General features: G+C 44.0%; 16 protein-coding genes. 11 read left to right on the top strand and 5 right to left on the bottom strand.

Annotation, left to right across the window (positions count from 1 at the left end):
• Nucleotides 1–2 precede the first annotated feature (2 nt).
• The 3 genes from IGI78_RS02320 to IGI78_RS02330 are packed head-to-tail and all read right to left on the bottom strand — an operon-like array spanning nt 3 to nt 2737.
• A complete protein-coding gene (locus IGI78_RS02320; protein ID WP_270273159.1) occupies nt 3–923 on the bottom strand; it encodes an osmoprotectant ABC transporter substrate-binding protein in 921 nt (306 codons plus the stop codon).
• Nucleotides 923–1558: an ABC transporter permease gene (locus IGI78_RS02325; RefSeq protein ID WP_016609633.1), complete on the bottom strand. Its 636-nt coding sequence runs from the start codon at nt 1556–1558 to the stop codon at nt 923–925. The genes IGI78_RS02320 and IGI78_RS02325 overlap by 1 nt, the downstream gene beginning before the upstream one ends.
• 3 nt (nt 1559–1561) lie before the next feature.
• Nucleotides 1562–2737, bottom strand: a complete 1176-nt coding sequence (locus IGI78_RS02330) for a betaine/proline/choline family ABC transporter ATP-binding protein (RefSeq protein ID WP_005227327.1) — start codon at nt 2735–2737, stop codon at nt 1562–1564.
• Between the two features lie 352 nt (nt 2738–3089).
• Between IGI78_RS02330 and queA the strand changes: the two genes are divergently transcribed.
• On the top strand, nt 3090–4121 hold the full coding sequence (gene queA, locus IGI78_RS02335) for a tRNA preQ1(34) S-adenosylmethionine ribosyltransferase-isomerase QueA (protein WP_005227329.1): 1032 nt from the start codon (nt 3090–3092) through the stop codon (nt 4119–4121).
• Between the two features lie 448 nt (nt 4122–4569).
• Here queA and IGI78_RS02340 read toward each other — a convergent pair whose 3' ends face one another.
• On the bottom strand, nt 4570–5277 hold the full coding sequence (locus IGI78_RS02340; RefSeq protein WP_430618271.1) for a DUF975 family protein: 708 nt from the start codon (nt 5275–5277) through the stop codon (nt 4570–4572).
• A gap of 198 nt (nt 5278–5475) precedes the next feature.
• On the opposite strand from IGI78_RS02340, the gene tgt reads away from it, so the two are divergent.
• Together tgt and yajC are read left to right on the top strand one after the other, a co-directional pair.
• Complete coding sequence (gene tgt / locus IGI78_RS02345; protein ID WP_005227333.1) at nt 5476–6621, top strand: tRNA guanosine(34) transglycosylase Tgt; 1146 nt, start codon at nt 5476–5478, stop codon at nt 6619–6621.
• Nucleotides 6622–6704: 83 nt separating this feature from the next.
• On the top strand, nt 6705–7046 hold the full coding sequence (gene yajC / locus IGI78_RS02350) for a preprotein translocase subunit YajC (protein WP_005232170.1): 342 nt from the start codon (nt 6705–6707) through the stop codon (nt 7044–7046).
• A gap of 131 nt (nt 7047–7177) precedes the next feature.
• Here the strand turns inward: yajC and IGI78_RS02355 are convergent, their stop codons facing one another.
• Nucleotides 7178–7609, bottom strand: a complete 432-nt coding sequence (locus IGI78_RS02355) for an Hsp20/alpha crystallin family protein (RefSeq protein ID WP_008376072.1) — start codon at nt 7607–7609, stop codon at nt 7178–7180.
• 249 nt (nt 7610–7858) lie between these two features.
• On the opposite strand from IGI78_RS02355, the gene IGI78_RS02360 reads away from it, so the two are divergent.
• The 8 genes from IGI78_RS02360 to IGI78_RS02395 all read left to right on the top strand — a co-directional run bounded on the left by IGI78_RS02360 (nt 7859) and on the right by IGI78_RS02395 (nt 14818).
• Complete coding sequence (locus IGI78_RS02360; RefSeq protein WP_005227341.1) at nt 7859–8701, top strand: YitT family protein; 843 nt, start codon at nt 7859–7861, stop codon at nt 8699–8701.
• Nucleotides 8702–8727: 26 nt separating this feature from the next.
• On the top strand, nt 8728–9456 hold the full coding sequence (locus tag IGI78_RS02365) for a GntR family transcriptional regulator, LSA1692 subfamily (protein WP_016609636.1): 729 nt from the start codon (nt 8728–8730) through the stop codon (nt 9454–9456).
• A gap of 25 nt (nt 9457–9481) precedes the next feature.
• Nucleotides 9482–10783, top strand: coding sequence for a Sapep family Mn(2+)-dependent dipeptidase (locus IGI78_RS02370; RefSeq protein ID WP_195265314.1), 1302 nt, complete (start codon nt 9482–9484; stop codon nt 10781–10783).
• Nucleotides 10784–10907: 124 nt separating this feature from the next.
• On the top strand, nt 10908–11855 hold the full coding sequence (locus IGI78_RS02375) for a N(4)-(beta-N-acetylglucosaminyl)-L-asparaginase (protein ID WP_015508904.1): 948 nt from the start codon (nt 10908–10910) through the stop codon (nt 11853–11855).
• A gap of 39 nt (nt 11856–11894) precedes the next feature.
• Nucleotides 11895–12227: a PTS sugar transporter subunit IIB gene (locus IGI78_RS02380; RefSeq protein WP_005227348.1), complete on the top strand. Its 333-nt coding sequence runs from the start codon at nt 11895–11897 to the stop codon at nt 12225–12227.
• A gap of 68 nt (nt 12228–12295) precedes the next feature.
• A complete protein-coding gene (gene celB / locus IGI78_RS02385; protein ID WP_008376054.1) occupies nt 12296–13651 on the top strand; it encodes a PTS cellobiose transporter subunit IIC in 1356 nt (451 codons plus the stop codon).
• A gap of 17 nt (nt 13652–13668) precedes the next feature.
• A complete protein-coding gene (locus IGI78_RS02390) occupies nt 13669–14187 on the top strand; it encodes a GrdB-related putative oxidoreductase (RefSeq protein ID WP_087664851.1) in 519 nt (172 codons plus the stop codon).
• A 139-nt stretch (nt 14188–14326) separates the two neighbouring features.
• Nucleotides 14327–14818 carry an NUDIX hydrolase gene (locus IGI78_RS02395; RefSeq protein ID WP_142424129.1) on the top strand — a complete coding sequence of 164 codons (492 nt, stop codon included), beginning with the start codon at nt 14327–14329 and terminating at the stop codon, nt 14816–14818.
• Nucleotides 14819–14973 lie beyond the last annotated feature (155 nt).

Here is a 14973-nt window from a genome sequence, read left to right on the forward strand (position 1 = left end):
CGTCACTCTCCTTCGAAGTAATTATTTTCTTCTAAGAAACGTTCGGCAACTACCGTTGGTTCTAGAAGGTCATTATCCACTTGGTAATTCAATTCTTGCATTTTTTCGGTATCGATTTTGCCTGCTAATTTGTTCAGGGCATCGCCGATTTCAGGTGTTTCTTTCAATAATTTGTCATCGACGATCGGTGCGGCATCATAAGGCGGGAAGAAGTTTAGATCATCTTCTAGCATCACGAGATCGTAACTGCCGATCCGGCCGTCGGTTGAGTACCCTAAAACGATATCCATTTTTCCGTTATCAACAGCATCATAGACGAGACCGATCTGCATCGGTAGGATGTTTTGGAAAGAGAATCCATAGGCTTTCTGGAAGCCATCGTACCCATCACCGACCCGTGTGATCCACGCGGTATCGACCCCTGCAACCAATTGATCTGCGACATCTTTCAAGTCACTGACTTTTTCCAATCCGTATTTTTCGGCAGTGTCTTTTCTGACAAGAAAGACATATGTGTTATCAAAGCCGTATGAAGGGAACCAAGTCTGTTGGTACCGTTGCTCAAATTCTGATTTGACTTTGTCAAAGGCGGCTTGCGGATCAGATTCTGGCTCCAACCCTAACGTCGTGGTCAAGTCAGTTCCTGTGTAGCGGGCAGCTGAGATCGACGCATCGCCATTCATCATCGCTTGGTGATTGATGGTCGTTGTTGCTAAGTTGTTAATGACGGTTGTGTTTTTATCCGTATAGTGTTCGACCATACCAGCAACCACTGCGCCAAGAATTTGGGCTTCGGAAGTGATCCCACCTGTGATCGCCACGGTATTCTCATCAGAAGTCGAGGCTAAACCGGGAAAGGAACAGCCGGACAGTAAAGCGATACTTAAGGAAAACAACAGCGCTAATTTTGAAGTTTTTTTCATTACGCATCCCCCCTTAAGGCAGCTGGTGTCAGTTTGTTTTCTAACAAACCCAGTAACCAGTCAGCTAATAAAGCAAAGATCGTCACTGGAATCGTCCCAGCAAAAATCAAAGGCGGTTGGTAATTGTTTAGTCCGCTAAAGATCAAATCACCAAGTCCACCGGCACCAATGTAAGAAGCCAAGGTAGCCCAGGCTAAAACATACACGGCCGATAAGCGGATCCCTGCCATGATCGTTGGGATCGCTAGAGGTAATTCCACACTGATGATCGACTGCAAGTTGGTCATTCCCATCCCTTTGGCAACATCGCGGTAATTCCAATCGACTTTTTTCATTCCAATGTAGGTATTTCGCAAAATCGGCAACAAGGAATAAATGAAAAGAGCGACGATAGCAGGGACTTTTCCGACACCTAAAATCGGGATCATCAATGCCAATAGTGCCAAAGAAGGCACGGTTTGCAGCGCACTGGTGATGCCGATCACGACCGTTGCTGCTTTGGGGAAACGGGTCAAGATCACACCGATCGGTACGGCAACAAGAATCCCTAAGAGCAAAGCCGCAAAGGAAATATACAAATGTTCAAGACTTTTGGTGACCAATTGTCCGCCATATTCATTAAAGAAGCTTTGCATGCGCTAGACCTCCTCAGTTTCTTCAGGTTTCGCCGATTCAATGGCTTCCATGATCGATGGCTCATCGCCCCAAATCACGTCATAAACGATATCAACTAAGGAAGCACGGGTCAAAATCCCAACTAAATGTTTGTCGGCATCTACTACCGGCACATATTTTAAGCCGCGTTTTAAGATACGTTGCAAGGTATCCCGCAACAAGGCGGTTTCGCGAACGAAAAAGACATCTTTGTTCAAAATATCGCCGACACTAGTAACTTTACCACGGTTGCGGTCGATGGATTCGACATCGATGTAGCCTTTTAGCACGTTGCTATTGTCGGTAACCAGCAAGGTATCGACCCGTTTTTCCCGCATCAAGTGAATCGCTTCTTGTAAGGATTTTTCTGGTGTGATAGCGATCGGGGTATTTAACATTACGTCTTTGACTGGCGTCGTGTCAGGTTTTGCTTGTAACAAGCGGTCTTCACCGATCAACTCTTCCACAAACGGTGTTGCTGGGTGTTGCAGAATATTTTCTGGTGTATCAAATTGAATGACTTTTCCTTCACTCATGATCACGATACGGCTAGCAAGCTTCAATGCTTCATCCATATCATGGGTAACGAAGACGACGGTTTTTCCAAGCCGTTCTTGCAAGTCTTTGACCAAATCTTGTAGGGAGTCACGAGTGATTGGGTCTAGTGCGCCAAAAGGCTCATCCATTAAAATGACATCTTGGTCAGCTGCCAAGGCACGGACAACACCGATCCGTTGCTGTTGTCCCCCAGACAATTCGTTGGGGTAACGGTCGAGCATTTCTCGCGGCAATTCCACTAAGTCGATCATGCGCTCGGCAGTTTTGTTGCGTTCTTCTTGGCTGACTTTTAACAATTTTTGAACCAATGTGATGTTTTCCCGAATTGTCATGTGAGGCATCAAACCGATGCTTTGGATCACATAGCCGATTTGACGGCGTAATTCCACGGGGTTGATCTCTGTAACGCTTTTTCCATTGATCAAGATTTTTCCTTTAGAAGGATCCGTCATACGGTTGATCATCCGCATACAAGTCGTCTTTCCACTACCACTTGTCCCGATGAAGCAAATGAATTCGCCTTTTTCAAAGGAAAGATTCACATCTTCAACAGCGACTTTACCACCTTTGTAAATTTTGGATACCTGCTGAAACTCAATCATGATGTCACCTCTATTTTTATTTAAGCAATCTGAATAATGGCTTATAATCTGTACTAAGTATGCCGAAAAGTCACGTGTTATTCAAATAATCTGCCCATTTTTTTCATAATTGTATAGACAAAACTGAAAATAGCGCCATAAGCAAGTCCAAATTAAGGAGCGATGCATAGAGAAAAGAAGCAGCGGAAATATGTCGTTATTTTTCATTGGGAAAAAGGAGACTTTTTTGCTGAAGGCCTTGGCAGCAGTCTCTTTAATTTTTTCTAAGAAAGGGCAGAATTAAAAGCTGTTTTTTCAATTTTTATAAAAACATGCTAGAATAGAAAAGAATTTAGGGAAAGAGAGGAACAACATGCTTACAACTGAAGATTTTGATTTTGACTTACCGGAAGAACTGATCGCCCAAACGCCATTAAGCGATCGCTCAAGTTCCCGTTTATTAGTGGTTGACCGTGAGACTGGCAAATTTGAGGACAAGCACTTTTATAACATCATTGATGAATTGGCACCAGGGGATGCCTTGGTGATGAATGATACACGGGTATTACCAGCTCGTATCTATGGCGAAAAACAAGAAACAGGTGCCCATCTGGAAATCCTTTTACTGAATAATATTGAAGGGGATACGTGGGAAACCTTGATCAAGCCAGCCAAAAGAGCCAAAGTCGGCACGAAGATCACCTTCGGCGACGGACGATTAGAGGCAGTGGTGGAAGAAGAGCTCGATCACGGCGGCCGGATCATTCGTTTTCAATACAAAGGAATCTTTTTAGAGATTCTGGAATCACTTGGCGAAATGCCGTTACCGCCTTACATCAAAGAACGGCTAGAAGACCCAGACCGCTATCAAACGGTTTATGCCAAAGAAAACGGCTCAGCTGCCGCACCAACTGCCGGCTTGCATTTTACCCCAGAATTGCTGGAGCAGATCGCCGCAAAAGGCGTCAAGCTGGTTTATCTGACTTTGCACGTTGGTTTAGGAACGTTTCGTCCAGTCAGTGTCGATAATATCGCTGATCATGAGATGCACAGCGAATTTTACCGTTTGACAGAAGAAGCTGCTGCGCAATTGAACGAGGTTCGGGCAAATGGTGGCAAGATCGTTGCAGTCGGAACAACTTCGATCCGTACATTAGAAACCATTGGGACCAAGTTTGATGGGCAAATCAAAGCCGATAGTGGGTGGACGAGTATTTTTATCACGCCAGGCTATCAGTTTAAAATCGTGGAAGCTTTTTCTACTAACTTCCACCTACCAAAATCAACCTTAGTGATGTTAGTTAGTGCCTTTGCAGGACGCGACCTAACACTTTCTGCCTACCAGCATGCCATCGATGAGCGGTATCGCTTCTTTAGCTTTGGCGATGCGATGTTCTTAAAATAAACAAAAAACTGAGCGACGTAAGCGGCTCTTTAAGTTGAATCAATTTCTCAACTTTTAGAGCTGCTTTTTTGTCGCCCAGCTTACTACTAGAGGAAGGTATAAGTGGTGGTCGCTTTTTGTGGTCCATGCAAAGCAATGTTTCTCGAAAATTTGTTTTCATTTACAAACTTACACATGTTTCGTGTATTCCGATACAAAATGAGACGTATCATTTTTCGATATGGAAATGTTCGATCCTTGTTACGTTTTTCTTCTTGTTACTTTACACGTTTGGTACTAGGTGAAACTTGTACGTTCAACAACTTTTAGTAGATTGAGTTTGCGATATTTACGAAAACCACCAACAGAGTTGCTACCTTCCTTACACGTATACTATAACACGAAACGGAAGCGTTTGCAAAAGAAAAAGGTCGTTTTCCTCAAAAAAAAAGACCGGCGAACCGATCTTTTAAGCAAGTGCTCGTTTAGGCAGATTGTCATAAAACGCTGCTTTGGTTGCACTGATGTAAGGTGTCAGCCATAAGTAGCCGATTCCTGCAGTCATGATGGCCAAAATGTGCCAGCCGATGAAGCTCAGATCAAGGATGAACAGTTGACCTTTGTAGCCTCTCATTAAATGACGGCTACCTGTGATGCAACTGAGAAAATCTGGTCGCATGCCCGTTTCTTCATAAGTATCATAAAAGACAAAATATGCTTGAGAATAAGAATAAGCTTTGATGATCCCAGGAATGATAAACAGGAATGTCCACAACGTCGTGAAGATAGTCGACAAAATATAAATGACGATGATCCCTAACACGAAAGCACCACTGAAGCCACGAAAGACATCAGAAAAGGGTTGGATCGACTGTTTTTTACCGCGTAAAATGTCAAGGAAAGTCCAAGAGATCCCAGCACCGAATAAGGCAGAAAATAGACCGCTGATCAAACCGCCGCCACTGCCACTACTGCCGCCAGCGGAATTGACTGCATCGGTAGAACCAAGATCATTGAACATACCGCTTTGATACAATGGAATAACAGTAAGGACGATAATGACGAATGCGATAGCGATCGAGATCAAAGTCGGTACAATACACATCAAAACACTGTCTTTCCAGCGTCCTCGCAGGATTGCTTTTGCTTCTGCTTTTAGTTCTCTATTTGATTTCATTTCAAAAAACCTCCCTTCAATATAAATAACATGATAGCAAACTTTCGCTAAATCTTCAAAAAAAAGTAATAGATGTTTCGCATGACTAGGAGAAAATACTCTTAGTTTCTTTAAACTTCCTTGCAAAATGTAAGGGCAACCCTTATCATAGATAGCGTTGCACAGTTAATCGAGTATAGAGAGAAAGTAGGGAAATGAATGACGGAACCAGCCATTCGTTATCGTCTGATAAAGAAAGAAAAGCATACCGGTGCCCGTTTAGGCGAACTGATCACGCCTCACGGAACCTTTCCAACGCCAATGTTCATGCCAGTCGGCACATTAGCAACGGTCAAAACCCTTGCCCCTGAAGAGTTGAAAGAAATGGGTGCAGGCGTCATTTTAAGCAATACCTATCACTTGTGGTTACGTCCAGGAGAAGACATTGTTGCAGAAGCAGGCGGCTTACATAAATTTATGAATTGGGATCAACCGATCTTAACAGATTCAGGTGGTTTCCAGGTCTTTTCATTAGCCGAAATGCGCAACATCGTCGAAGAAGGTGTCCATTTCAAAAACCATTTGAATGGGTCGAAAATGTTTTTATCTCCTGAAAAAGCGATTGATATTCAAAACAAATTAGGATCAGATATCATGATGAGTTTTGATGAGTGTCCGCCATTTGATGAAAGCTATGACTACGTCAAAAAATCGGTGGAACGGACGTCTCGCTGGGCGGAGCGTGGCTTGAAAGCCCATGCCAATCCAGATCGTCAAGGCTTGTTTGGGATCATTCAAGGTGCAGGCTTTGAAGACTTGCGCAAGCAAAGTGCCCAAGACTTGATCAGTATGGACTTCCCAGGGTATTCCATCGGCGGCCTGTCAGTTGGCGAACCAAAAGCGGAAATGAATCGCGTGTTGGAATTTACGACTCCTTGGATTCCAGAAAACAAACCACGTTACCTGATGGGCGTTGGGGCAGCTGACTCCTTGATCGATGGCGTGATTCGCGGTGTCGATATGTTCGACTGCGTTTTACCAACACGGATCGCAAGAAACGGTACCTGTATGACTTCAAAAGGTCGTTTAGTCGTGAAAAATGCGCAATATGCCCGTGACTTTCGACCAATTGACGAGAAGTGTGATTGCTATACATGTAAAAACTATTCTCGTGCGTACATCCGCCACTTGATCAAATGTGATGAAACATTTGGTATGCGTTTGACGTCTTACCACAATGTCTACTTCTTATTGAATCTGATGAAAAATGTCCGTCAAGCCATCATGGATGACAACTTGTTGGAGTTCCGTGAGCATTTTATTGAAGAGTATGGGTTTAACAAGGAAAATGCGAGGAATTTCTAACATTCTCTACTAAAATGGTGGGAATAATAGAGGAATTCTGATAAAGTATCTTATAGGAAAGAAAATAAATCGAGGTGAAAAAAATGGCACAATCTTTACCAATGCTCTTTATGCTGGTTGCTTTAGTGGCAATGTGGTTCTTTATGAGTCGTTCACAAAAGAAACAACAGCAAGAGCGTAAAAATCTTTTAGAAAATATGAAAGCTGGCGATGAAGTCGTAACCATCGGCGGACTCCACGGCGTTCTTTCTGAAGTCAACACAGAAAAAAGCACCGTGATCATCGACTGTGAAGGAATTTTCTTAGAGTTTGATCGTTCAGCGATCCGCACAGTGAAACCTGGAACTGTTGCATCCGTTGAAACACAAATCGAACCAGCTGATGTCGAAGACGCAACGAGCATCCAAGACGAAACCAAAGAATAAGCACAAACGCACCGTCGCTTTCTCAGAAGCGATGGTGCATTTTTTTAGTAGTCGGACAGTTTCTAAAATAAAACAAGCACCGCAGCAAAACAGAGATCGCTCGTTTTGCTGCGGTGCTTTGATTGCCTTCGTTACTCGATCGGAATCAGTTTCTTTGACGCTTGTTTGCCTTGGTCTTTTGGCAACGTCAATTTCAAAATTCCTTCAGCGTAAGAGGCTTTGATTTCATCCTCTTTGACGTTTTCTAACAGGTATTGTCGCCGAACGCTTGTCAAGCTGCGCTCGCTACGAACCAGACGTCCTTTTTCATCTTCGGTTGCATGATCCGTCTGGTGTTGTCCCGTAATCGTTAAAACCCCATTTTCATAGGTTACTTGAATATTTTCTTTAGGGATGCCAGGCAGTTCTGCTTCAACGAGAAATTCATTGTCATTCTCGTGAATATCGGTTTTGATCAGGTTCGATGGAAACCCATCAAAAAAACTGCGGCCAAAATCTTCAAAGAAATCAAAAGGTGTCATACTGTATGAATCTGAGCGGCGTGGCACAATCTCATGTGTCATAAGAATCATCCTTTCTTTATTCTTTTGTTTTTACACTTTTTATTTTATTCATTTTTTAGCGAATTTCAAGTGATTTACTCGCTTTAAAAAAATCTTAAAAAACCTTTGATACCAACGTTTTACTCCTTGGTTTTGGCTTTTTTTTTTACATTGCTTCGTTCCTGCTTTTCCCCTCATTTCGCCTGCTTTTTTCGCGTGACAGTATATACTTAATGATATATACTAAAAGCGAAGTGGAGGAGGAAAAACATGGCACGTTATAGAAAACGAATGCTTGTTGCTTTGATCTATGCATTGTTGTCGTCGATTGCTTTAAATCTCTTTTGGCTGCCGGGAAATATTTATGCGAGTGGGATCACTGGTTTGTCGCAATTGTTGTCGCAGCTTTTAGACGAGCAGTTGAATCTGCAGCTTTCGATCCCGCTTTTGGTGCTTTTTTTTAATGCGCCATTGTTAGCGGTTGCTTGGGTCAAAATCGATCGAGAATTTACCATCATGACGGTTTGTACCGTCGTCCTGTCTTCTGTTATGATGAAGGTGGTACCGGTCATTGCTTTAACGACCGATCCGGTGATCTGTGCCGTGTTCGGCGGATTGCTGCACGGGGTGTCGGTGGGCTTGACATTGAACGACGATTTTTCAACGGGTGGGCTTGATATTTTAGGGATTTTAGTGAAAAAAGCCACTGGTAGAAGTATCGGCAGTTTCTTTATCGGCTTCAATGTCAGTTTGCAGCTAGCAGCCGGACTGATCTTTGGCTGGCCCTATGCTTTTTATAGTGCCATTTCCTTCTTCATCAGTGGGCGGATGGTCGACTACGTCAACCTGAAACAGCGGCGTGTGCAGCTGCTGGTCGTTACAGAAAAAGCAGAACCCGTCATTACGACGTTGCAATGTGCTTTGCAGCGAGGCATCACGGTCATCAACGATGTCGAAGGTGGATTTGATCATCAACAGAAAAAACTATTATTACTGGTTATTTCCCATAGAGAACTCAAGACCGTCGAAGGCATGATCCAAGGAATCGATGAACAAGCGTTTGTCAGTGTTTCTTCTGGCGTCAGTGCCAATCGATCGTTTTATGAATGGTAGCAAAGTGAAAGAAAGTAGGAGAGACGTTGAAAAAACAAGCAGTATTTCAAGAAGTTGCCCAGCAGATTGCGCAACGGGTTCATGAAGGTACGTACGTGACGAGCCAAAAGCTTCCTTCCGATTATGATTTAGCAGAGGAATTTCAGTGCAGCCGTTTAACGGTGCGCAAAGCCATCGATCTATTGATTGGCCAGAATTTGTTAGTGAAAGAAAAAGGCAAAGGAACCTATGTCATGAAACAGCCCAAGATCCAAAGCGGCTCCGGCGGTCTTCAAAGTTTTACCGAGACTGCAAAGATCCAAGGGAAAAAGACCCGTACGGAAGTTTTGCATATCGAAACCGTCAAAGAGCTCCCAATAGAGATTGGGCAGCTGTTTGGCGATTACGCCAAGGAACCGATCGTTTATTTGGTGCGCTTGCGTTACTTTGATGATGAGCCGATGACGGTGGAAAATCTTTACGTACTGAAACGCTATCTGCAAGAAGACACCGCAGAACTCACGAAAGCTCAATTAGAGTCGTCTTTGTATCAAGTCATTGAAGCCAACATCGAGATTGGTTATTCCCATCAAGAGGTGGAAGCTGTGAAAAGTCCAGCCGATATTGCGAAACTTTTGCAGGTACCTCAAGAGGAACCGATGCTTTTGGTCCATTCGATGACCTATTCCGCATCAGCCAAACCAATCTTATACGATACGTCCTATTACCGAGCAGATAAATATACTTTCAAAAATACATTAGTGCGTCAAAAATAAAATCAATCCTTTAGAGGTGAAGACAATGGATCCACTCACAGCAAGTATTGAAGCCAACTGGTCAGAATTTCTCACGCTTTTGAGCGAAGTGATGCAGATTGCAAGCGTCAAAGGTGAGCCGGCGCCCCATGCGCCTTATGGCACAGGACCACGAGAAGTGTTAGCATACGTCATGGAAAAAAGCGCAGCATACGGGTTTCAAACAACGGTCATCGATGATGCGATCGGCTATGCCCATTGGGGACCAACGGATACCGACTATATCGGTGTGTTAGGACACTTGGATGTCGTCTCGGCAGGTTCTGGCTGGAGCTACCCACCGTTTGCACTAACTGAAAAAGACGGCAACTTTTATGGCCGAGGGATCTTAGATAACAAAGGCCCGATCATCAGCTGTTTGTTTGCCATGAAATTATTGAAAGACCTTGGTCATCAACCGCAATTACCGTTGCGGATCATTTTCGGTACAGATGAAGAAAGCGGCATGTCGGATATCCCGCATTATCTAGCGGTTGAGCAACCACCGCGTTTTGGTTTTACGCCAGACTGCAAGTATCCAGTGGTTTACGGCGAACGGGGTGTCGTCAATGTGCAACTTGATTTTCCATTGCCCACCCAAGAACAGCAGCTGTTAGCTGCGTTTTCTGGCGATCAATTCCGCGATCATGTGCCAGACCACCTATCGGTAACCGTAGGCAGCCGGTCCTTTGAAGCACTAGGCAAACGCTCCCCTAGCAATGCCCCTGAGCTAGGGGACAATGCCATTACAAAACTTGCGCAGCAAGCGGCACCGCAACTGGCGGCGACACCGTCCTTGCAAGCAGCTTTGCAGTGGATCACCCAAAGTTTTCACCAGCAGCACTATGGCGAAGGCATTGATTTGGTACTAGAAGATGCCGACTCAGGAAAATTGATCTTGACCCCTGTGGTTCTCCAAAAATCCGCCAGTGGACTAGCGTTAGAAGTGGCCTTCCGCTATCCTGTATCGGTAACGGAGGAACAAGTGCTCGCTGGGGTGCAAAAGGCATTGCCAAAAGGGGCAAGTCTTACGATCCTTCGCAGCATTCCAGGGTTCTGCCGATCAAAAGATGCCCCCGAAATCCAAACGCTATCGACAATCTATCACCAAGTAACGGGCAATGATCCAACCCCCGTGACGACTACAGGAGCAACCTATGCCCGCAAGATGCCAAACATCCTTGCTTTTGGTCCGTCTTTTCCAGGGCAAAAAGGGATCGCTCATAACCAAGATGAGTACATGGCGGTTGCCGATCTACGGACGAATCTTGAAATTTATTTGCGCAGCTTACAAGCACTGACAAAATAAGCGAAGACACGAACGAAGAAGAGTTTTTCCAATTTTTTTGAGAAACTCTTTTTTTAGTATAGACATAGTAGTATATACCGTATAGAATATACTTGAAAGCGCTATGAAAAATGGAGGGATATTTATGTGGGGAATGATTGCTACATGGCGGATGGCACACGATGGTGTGCTCGCTGCTAAAGCAATATTAGAGCAACAAGGCTCCTGCCAAGATGCAGTAGAAACAGCCATTAAAGCAGTGGAAGATTATCCATTTTATAAATCGGTGGGGTATGGCGGACTGCCCAACGAAGAAGGCGTGTTGGAAATGGACGCTGCCTTTATGGATGGTGATACCTTCAAAATTGGTGCCGTCGCCGGGATCGTCGATGTGGAAAATCCTATTTCCGTGGCACGCAGCCTAAGTGAGGAAAAATTCAATAGTTTTCGGATCGGCCAAGGAGCGGTCGCTTATGCGCTTGCCGAAGGATTCCAGCCCAAAGAGATGCTGACACCCCGAGCCAAAACCATTTGGGAAAAGCGCAAAGCAGAGATCGCTGCCAACAACCTCGATCCCTATGACGGCCACGATACAGTGGGAGTAGTTGCGCTGGATGAACACCAAAGCATGGCAGCAGGAACCTCTAGTTCTGGTTTATTTATGAAAAAAAGCGGTCGTGTTGGCGATTCACCTTTGTCTGGATCTGGTTTTTATGTGGATAGTGAAATCGGCGGTGCCGCTGCCACAGGGTTAGGGGAAGACTTGATGAAAGGCTGCCTTTCCTACGAAATCGTTCGTTTGATGGGAGAAGGGCTAGCACCGCAAGAAGCATGTGATCAAGCCGTTTACGACTTTGAAGCGCGATTGAAGAAGCGCTACGGCAAAGCCGGCGCCTTCTCGCTGATCGCCTTAGATAAACAGGGGCGCTGGGGGGTGGCAACCAATGTAGAATTTACCTTTAGTGTCGCAACCACCAATCAAGAGCCTGCTATTTTTATGGCAACACCAGGACCTGAGCAGACAACCGTGATCGAACCCATCACGAAAGAATGGTTGGAGGCGTATGAAAAACGAATCAAAGCGCCGGTCTAACAACCGCGATTGAGAAAAACAAACATTGGAGGAATGGATATGGCAACGAAAAAAATCTATTTGTTTTGTGAAGCTGGAATGTCAACGAGTATCATGGTCAATAAAATGATGGAAGTCGTCAAAAAGCACAACATGCCTTTGACGATCGAAGCATTCCCTGCGATCCATGCAGAAGAAAAAGTCGAACAAGAAAAACCAGTCGCTATTTTGTTAGGTCCACAAGTACGACACTTAGATAGCAAAATGAAAGCAACTTTCGAGCCAATGGGGATTCCAGTCGGCACGATCGCGACAGAAGCATACGGCATGATGGATGGCGAACGAGCATTGAAAGATGCCTTGAGCTTGATCAAAAAAGCCAAAGCAAAGTAATAAAAGTGTTGGAGTAACAGGGGACTACGTGTTATCTGCCAGATAGCACGCAGATGGGAGGAAGAAAAATGCAGAAATTTTTAAACTGGTTAGAAAAAGTGTTAACACCGATGGCAAAGACGATCGGTGAAAACAAATACTTGATTGCGATTCGCGATGGTTTCTTATTGTCCACACCGTTGTTGATCGTGGGTTCACTCTTTTTAGTCTTGACCAATTTTCCGATTCCAAATTGGAACGAGATGATGAGCGGTTTGCTGGGAGACAACTGGGCAACAATGTTGAATATGCCAGCAACAGCCAGCTTTGACATTATGACGATTTTAGCCGTTGGTGGGATCGGGTATAGTTTGGCAAAACAGTTTAAAGTTGATGCCATGCAAGCAGCCATTATTTCACTCGTTTCTTTTTTTATCGTGACACCATTTACGACCGTTTTCACACCAGAAGGCTCTACGGAAGTATATGAAGTTGGCAGCCTGCCATTACGATGGATGGGTTCTAGCGGTTTGTTCTTAGGGATGGTCGTTGCCTTGATTTCCACCAGAATGTTCGTTGCGTTATTACGCAAAGGGTGGACGATCAAAATGCCTGACGGTGTTCCCCCAACCGTGGTGAAATCCTTTGAGGCATTGATTCCCAGCTTTGTGATCGTGACGGTTTTTATGATCGCCAACTGGTTAGCCAACTTAACGTCTTATGGCAATCTGCAAGAGATCCTCTTTAAGTTCTTACAGACACCGTTGTTAAGTTTAGGAAATACTTTAGGTGCCATGATCATAGCCTACCTATTTTTGCATTTTTTCTGGTTCTTTGGGATCAATGGTTCCAGTGTGGTCGGCGCTGTCTTCAACCCTATCTTACGGGCATTATCTATTGAAAACTTAGATGCTTTCAAGAATGGCGCAGAAATTCCTAACATCATCACCGGTCAATTTCAAGACATGTTCGCGACCTTTGGCGGGGGCGGTTCGACATTGTCTTTGATTTTAGTCATGATCTTAGTCTGTAAAAGCCAAAGGGTCAAAAAACTATCACAGTTATCGTTGATACCAGGTATCTTTGGGATCAATGAACCAATCATCTTTGGGTTACCGATCGTCTTGAATCCAGTTCTGCTGATTCCTTTTGCTTTAGTGCCAACGATCAATATTATTATCTCTTACTTCTGTATGGATCTTGGGTTAGTCAACTATACCAATGGAATTCAACTGCCATGGACCACGCCACCGATTATTTCTGGTTTCTTAGTCAGTGGTTGGCAGGCGTCGGTTTTACAAGTCTTGTTGATCCTCTTAGGAATGGCTATTTATTATCCGTTTATCAAAGTCTTAGATAATCAATATCTAAAAGAAGAAGCGGATGCCGTTGAACAAGAAGAAGAGGAAATCAATTTTGATGATTTCGATTTTGATGATCTATAAGAAAAGAGGCACCGCTCATGAAAAAAATAATTTTGATTCTCAATCATGTCACTGCAGGGATGGGAAGTGATGAAAATGCTCAGTTGCCGCCAAGCGGCAAAAAAGCTGCCCTTGGTCCAGGTCGAACATTGAATCCACTTTTTCAAGAGCAAGACGCACAAATCGTTGCAACGCTTTATTGTGGTGATCAATATTATCACGAGCACCAAGAAGAAGTGAACAAAAAATTTGTGGGGTTTGCTAAAAAATTTGATGCCGATGCCGTTCTTTGCGGACCTGCGATGCATTATCCTAATTTTGGCGAAATGGCAGCAGGATTGACGAAAGTATTCAATGCGCAAGGAATTCCAGGGGCTGCAGCGATGTCAGAGGAAAACCCAGCAGTGGCAATCTATGCCAAAGACATCTATATCTTGAAGATGCCGAAAAAAGGCGGGATTGGATTGAATGATTCCTACAAAAAGATGGCGCACGTTGTTTCCCAGCTTGCCCACGGAAAGCCTCTAACAGAAGTAGACCAAGAGGATTTGTTTTAAAGAGAAAGACGATCAGCGTTGGCTGGTCGTTTTTTTATGAATCAAGCCAAGCATGTTCGATGTAAGACATAAATCGACTAAGCCTGTTGATGATTTGTTTTGATTTACGTAGAATAGATACAAGTTAGGAGGGATTCGGTTGTACCATACCGCATTTGGAGTATATGGAATTTTGTTTCAAGGCAACTGCTTGGCCGTCATCAAAAAGAAGGCGGGACCTTATCAAAACCGCTATGATTTGCCAGGCGGCAGCATGGAGGCAGGTGAATTGCTGGAAGACACGCTGTGCCGAGAATTTAAAGAAGAAACCGGCATGACCGTCACTAGCTATCATCAATTAGGAACAATTAATTTTCTCTATCCTTGGCGATACAAAGAGACAACAATGAACAATCATATCTGTGTTTTTTATGAGATTCGAGCAATCGTTGGAAAACTTGAAAAAAACGTTCACCAATTTACAGGCCAAGATTCATTGGGAGCAGTTTTCTTCCCCATCGAGCAGCTAAATGAACAAAATGCATCACCTCTTGTAATAAAAGCTTGTGAGGTGTTTAAACAGGAGGCATTTACGGCAAAAAGCCAACGCCTAATGAAATGGGATGTATTAGAAGCCCCTTCTTATGAGTAATCCTTTCAGATCGTAAGACGTTTGACAGAAAAAGTGAAAAGAGCAGATGATTATATTTAATAAGGATAAGGTGTTTTCGTAAACCTCTCTATTGTTCAACTGAGCACATGACATTTTTCTTAAGAAAAACCAAAACTTTTGTCCACTTCTTTTCC

The sequence above is a fragment of the Enterococcus sp. DIV1767 genome (assembly GCF_050542585.1).
Classification (GTDB): Bacteria; Bacillota; Bacilli; order Lactobacillales; family Enterococcaceae; genus Enterococcus_D; species Enterococcus_D innesii.

What these genes read in the sequence shown, in the direction of transcription:
- IGI78_RS02320 (WP_270273159.1), bottom strand. Translation starts at nt 923, where the DNA reads ATGAAAAAAACTTCAAAATTAGCGCTGTTGTTTTCCTTAAGTATCGCT.
- IGI78_RS02325 (WP_016609633.1), bottom strand. Translation starts at nt 1,558, where the DNA reads ATGCAAAGCTTCTTTAATGAATATGGCGGACAATTGGTCACCAAAAGT.
- IGI78_RS02330 (WP_005227327.1), bottom strand. Translation starts at nt 2,737, where the DNA reads ATGATTGAGTTTCAGCAGGTATCCAAAATTTACAAAGGTGGTAAAGTC.
- queA (WP_005227329.1), top strand. Translation starts at nt 3,090, where the DNA reads ATGCTTACAACTGAAGATTTTGATTTTGACTTACCGGAAGAACTGATC.
- IGI78_RS02340 (WP_430618271.1), bottom strand. Translation starts at nt 5,277, where the DNA reads ATGAAATCAAATAGAGAACTAAAAGCAGAAGCAAAAGCAATCCTGCGA.
- tgt (WP_005227333.1), top strand. Translation starts at nt 5,476, where the DNA reads ATGACGGAACCAGCCATTCGTTATCGTCTGATAAAGAAAGAAAAGCAT.
- yajC (WP_005232170.1), top strand. Translation starts at nt 6,705, where the DNA reads ATGGCACAATCTTTACCAATGCTCTTTATGCTGGTTGCTTTAGTGGCA.
- IGI78_RS02355 (WP_008376072.1), bottom strand. Translation starts at nt 7,609, where the DNA reads ATGACACATGAGATTGTGCCACGCCGCTCAGATTCATACAGTATGACA.
- IGI78_RS02360 (WP_005227341.1), top strand. Translation starts at nt 7,859, where the DNA reads ATGGCACGTTATAGAAAACGAATGCTTGTTGCTTTGATCTATGCATTG.
- IGI78_RS02370 (WP_195265314.1), top strand. Translation starts at nt 9,482, where the DNA reads ATGGATCCACTCACAGCAAGTATTGAAGCCAACTGGTCAGAATTTCTC.
- IGI78_RS02375 (WP_015508904.1), top strand. Translation starts at nt 10,908, where the DNA reads ATGTGGGGAATGATTGCTACATGGCGGATGGCACACGATGGTGTGCTC.
- IGI78_RS02380 (WP_005227348.1), top strand. Translation starts at nt 11,895, where the DNA reads ATGGCAACGAAAAAAATCTATTTGTTTTGTGAAGCTGGAATGTCAACG.
- celB (WP_008376054.1), top strand. Translation starts at nt 12,296, where the DNA reads ATGCAGAAATTTTTAAACTGGTTAGAAAAAGTGTTAACACCGATGGCA.
- IGI78_RS02390 (WP_087664851.1), top strand. Translation starts at nt 13,669, where the DNA reads ATGAAAAAAATAATTTTGATTCTCAATCATGTCACTGCAGGGATGGGA.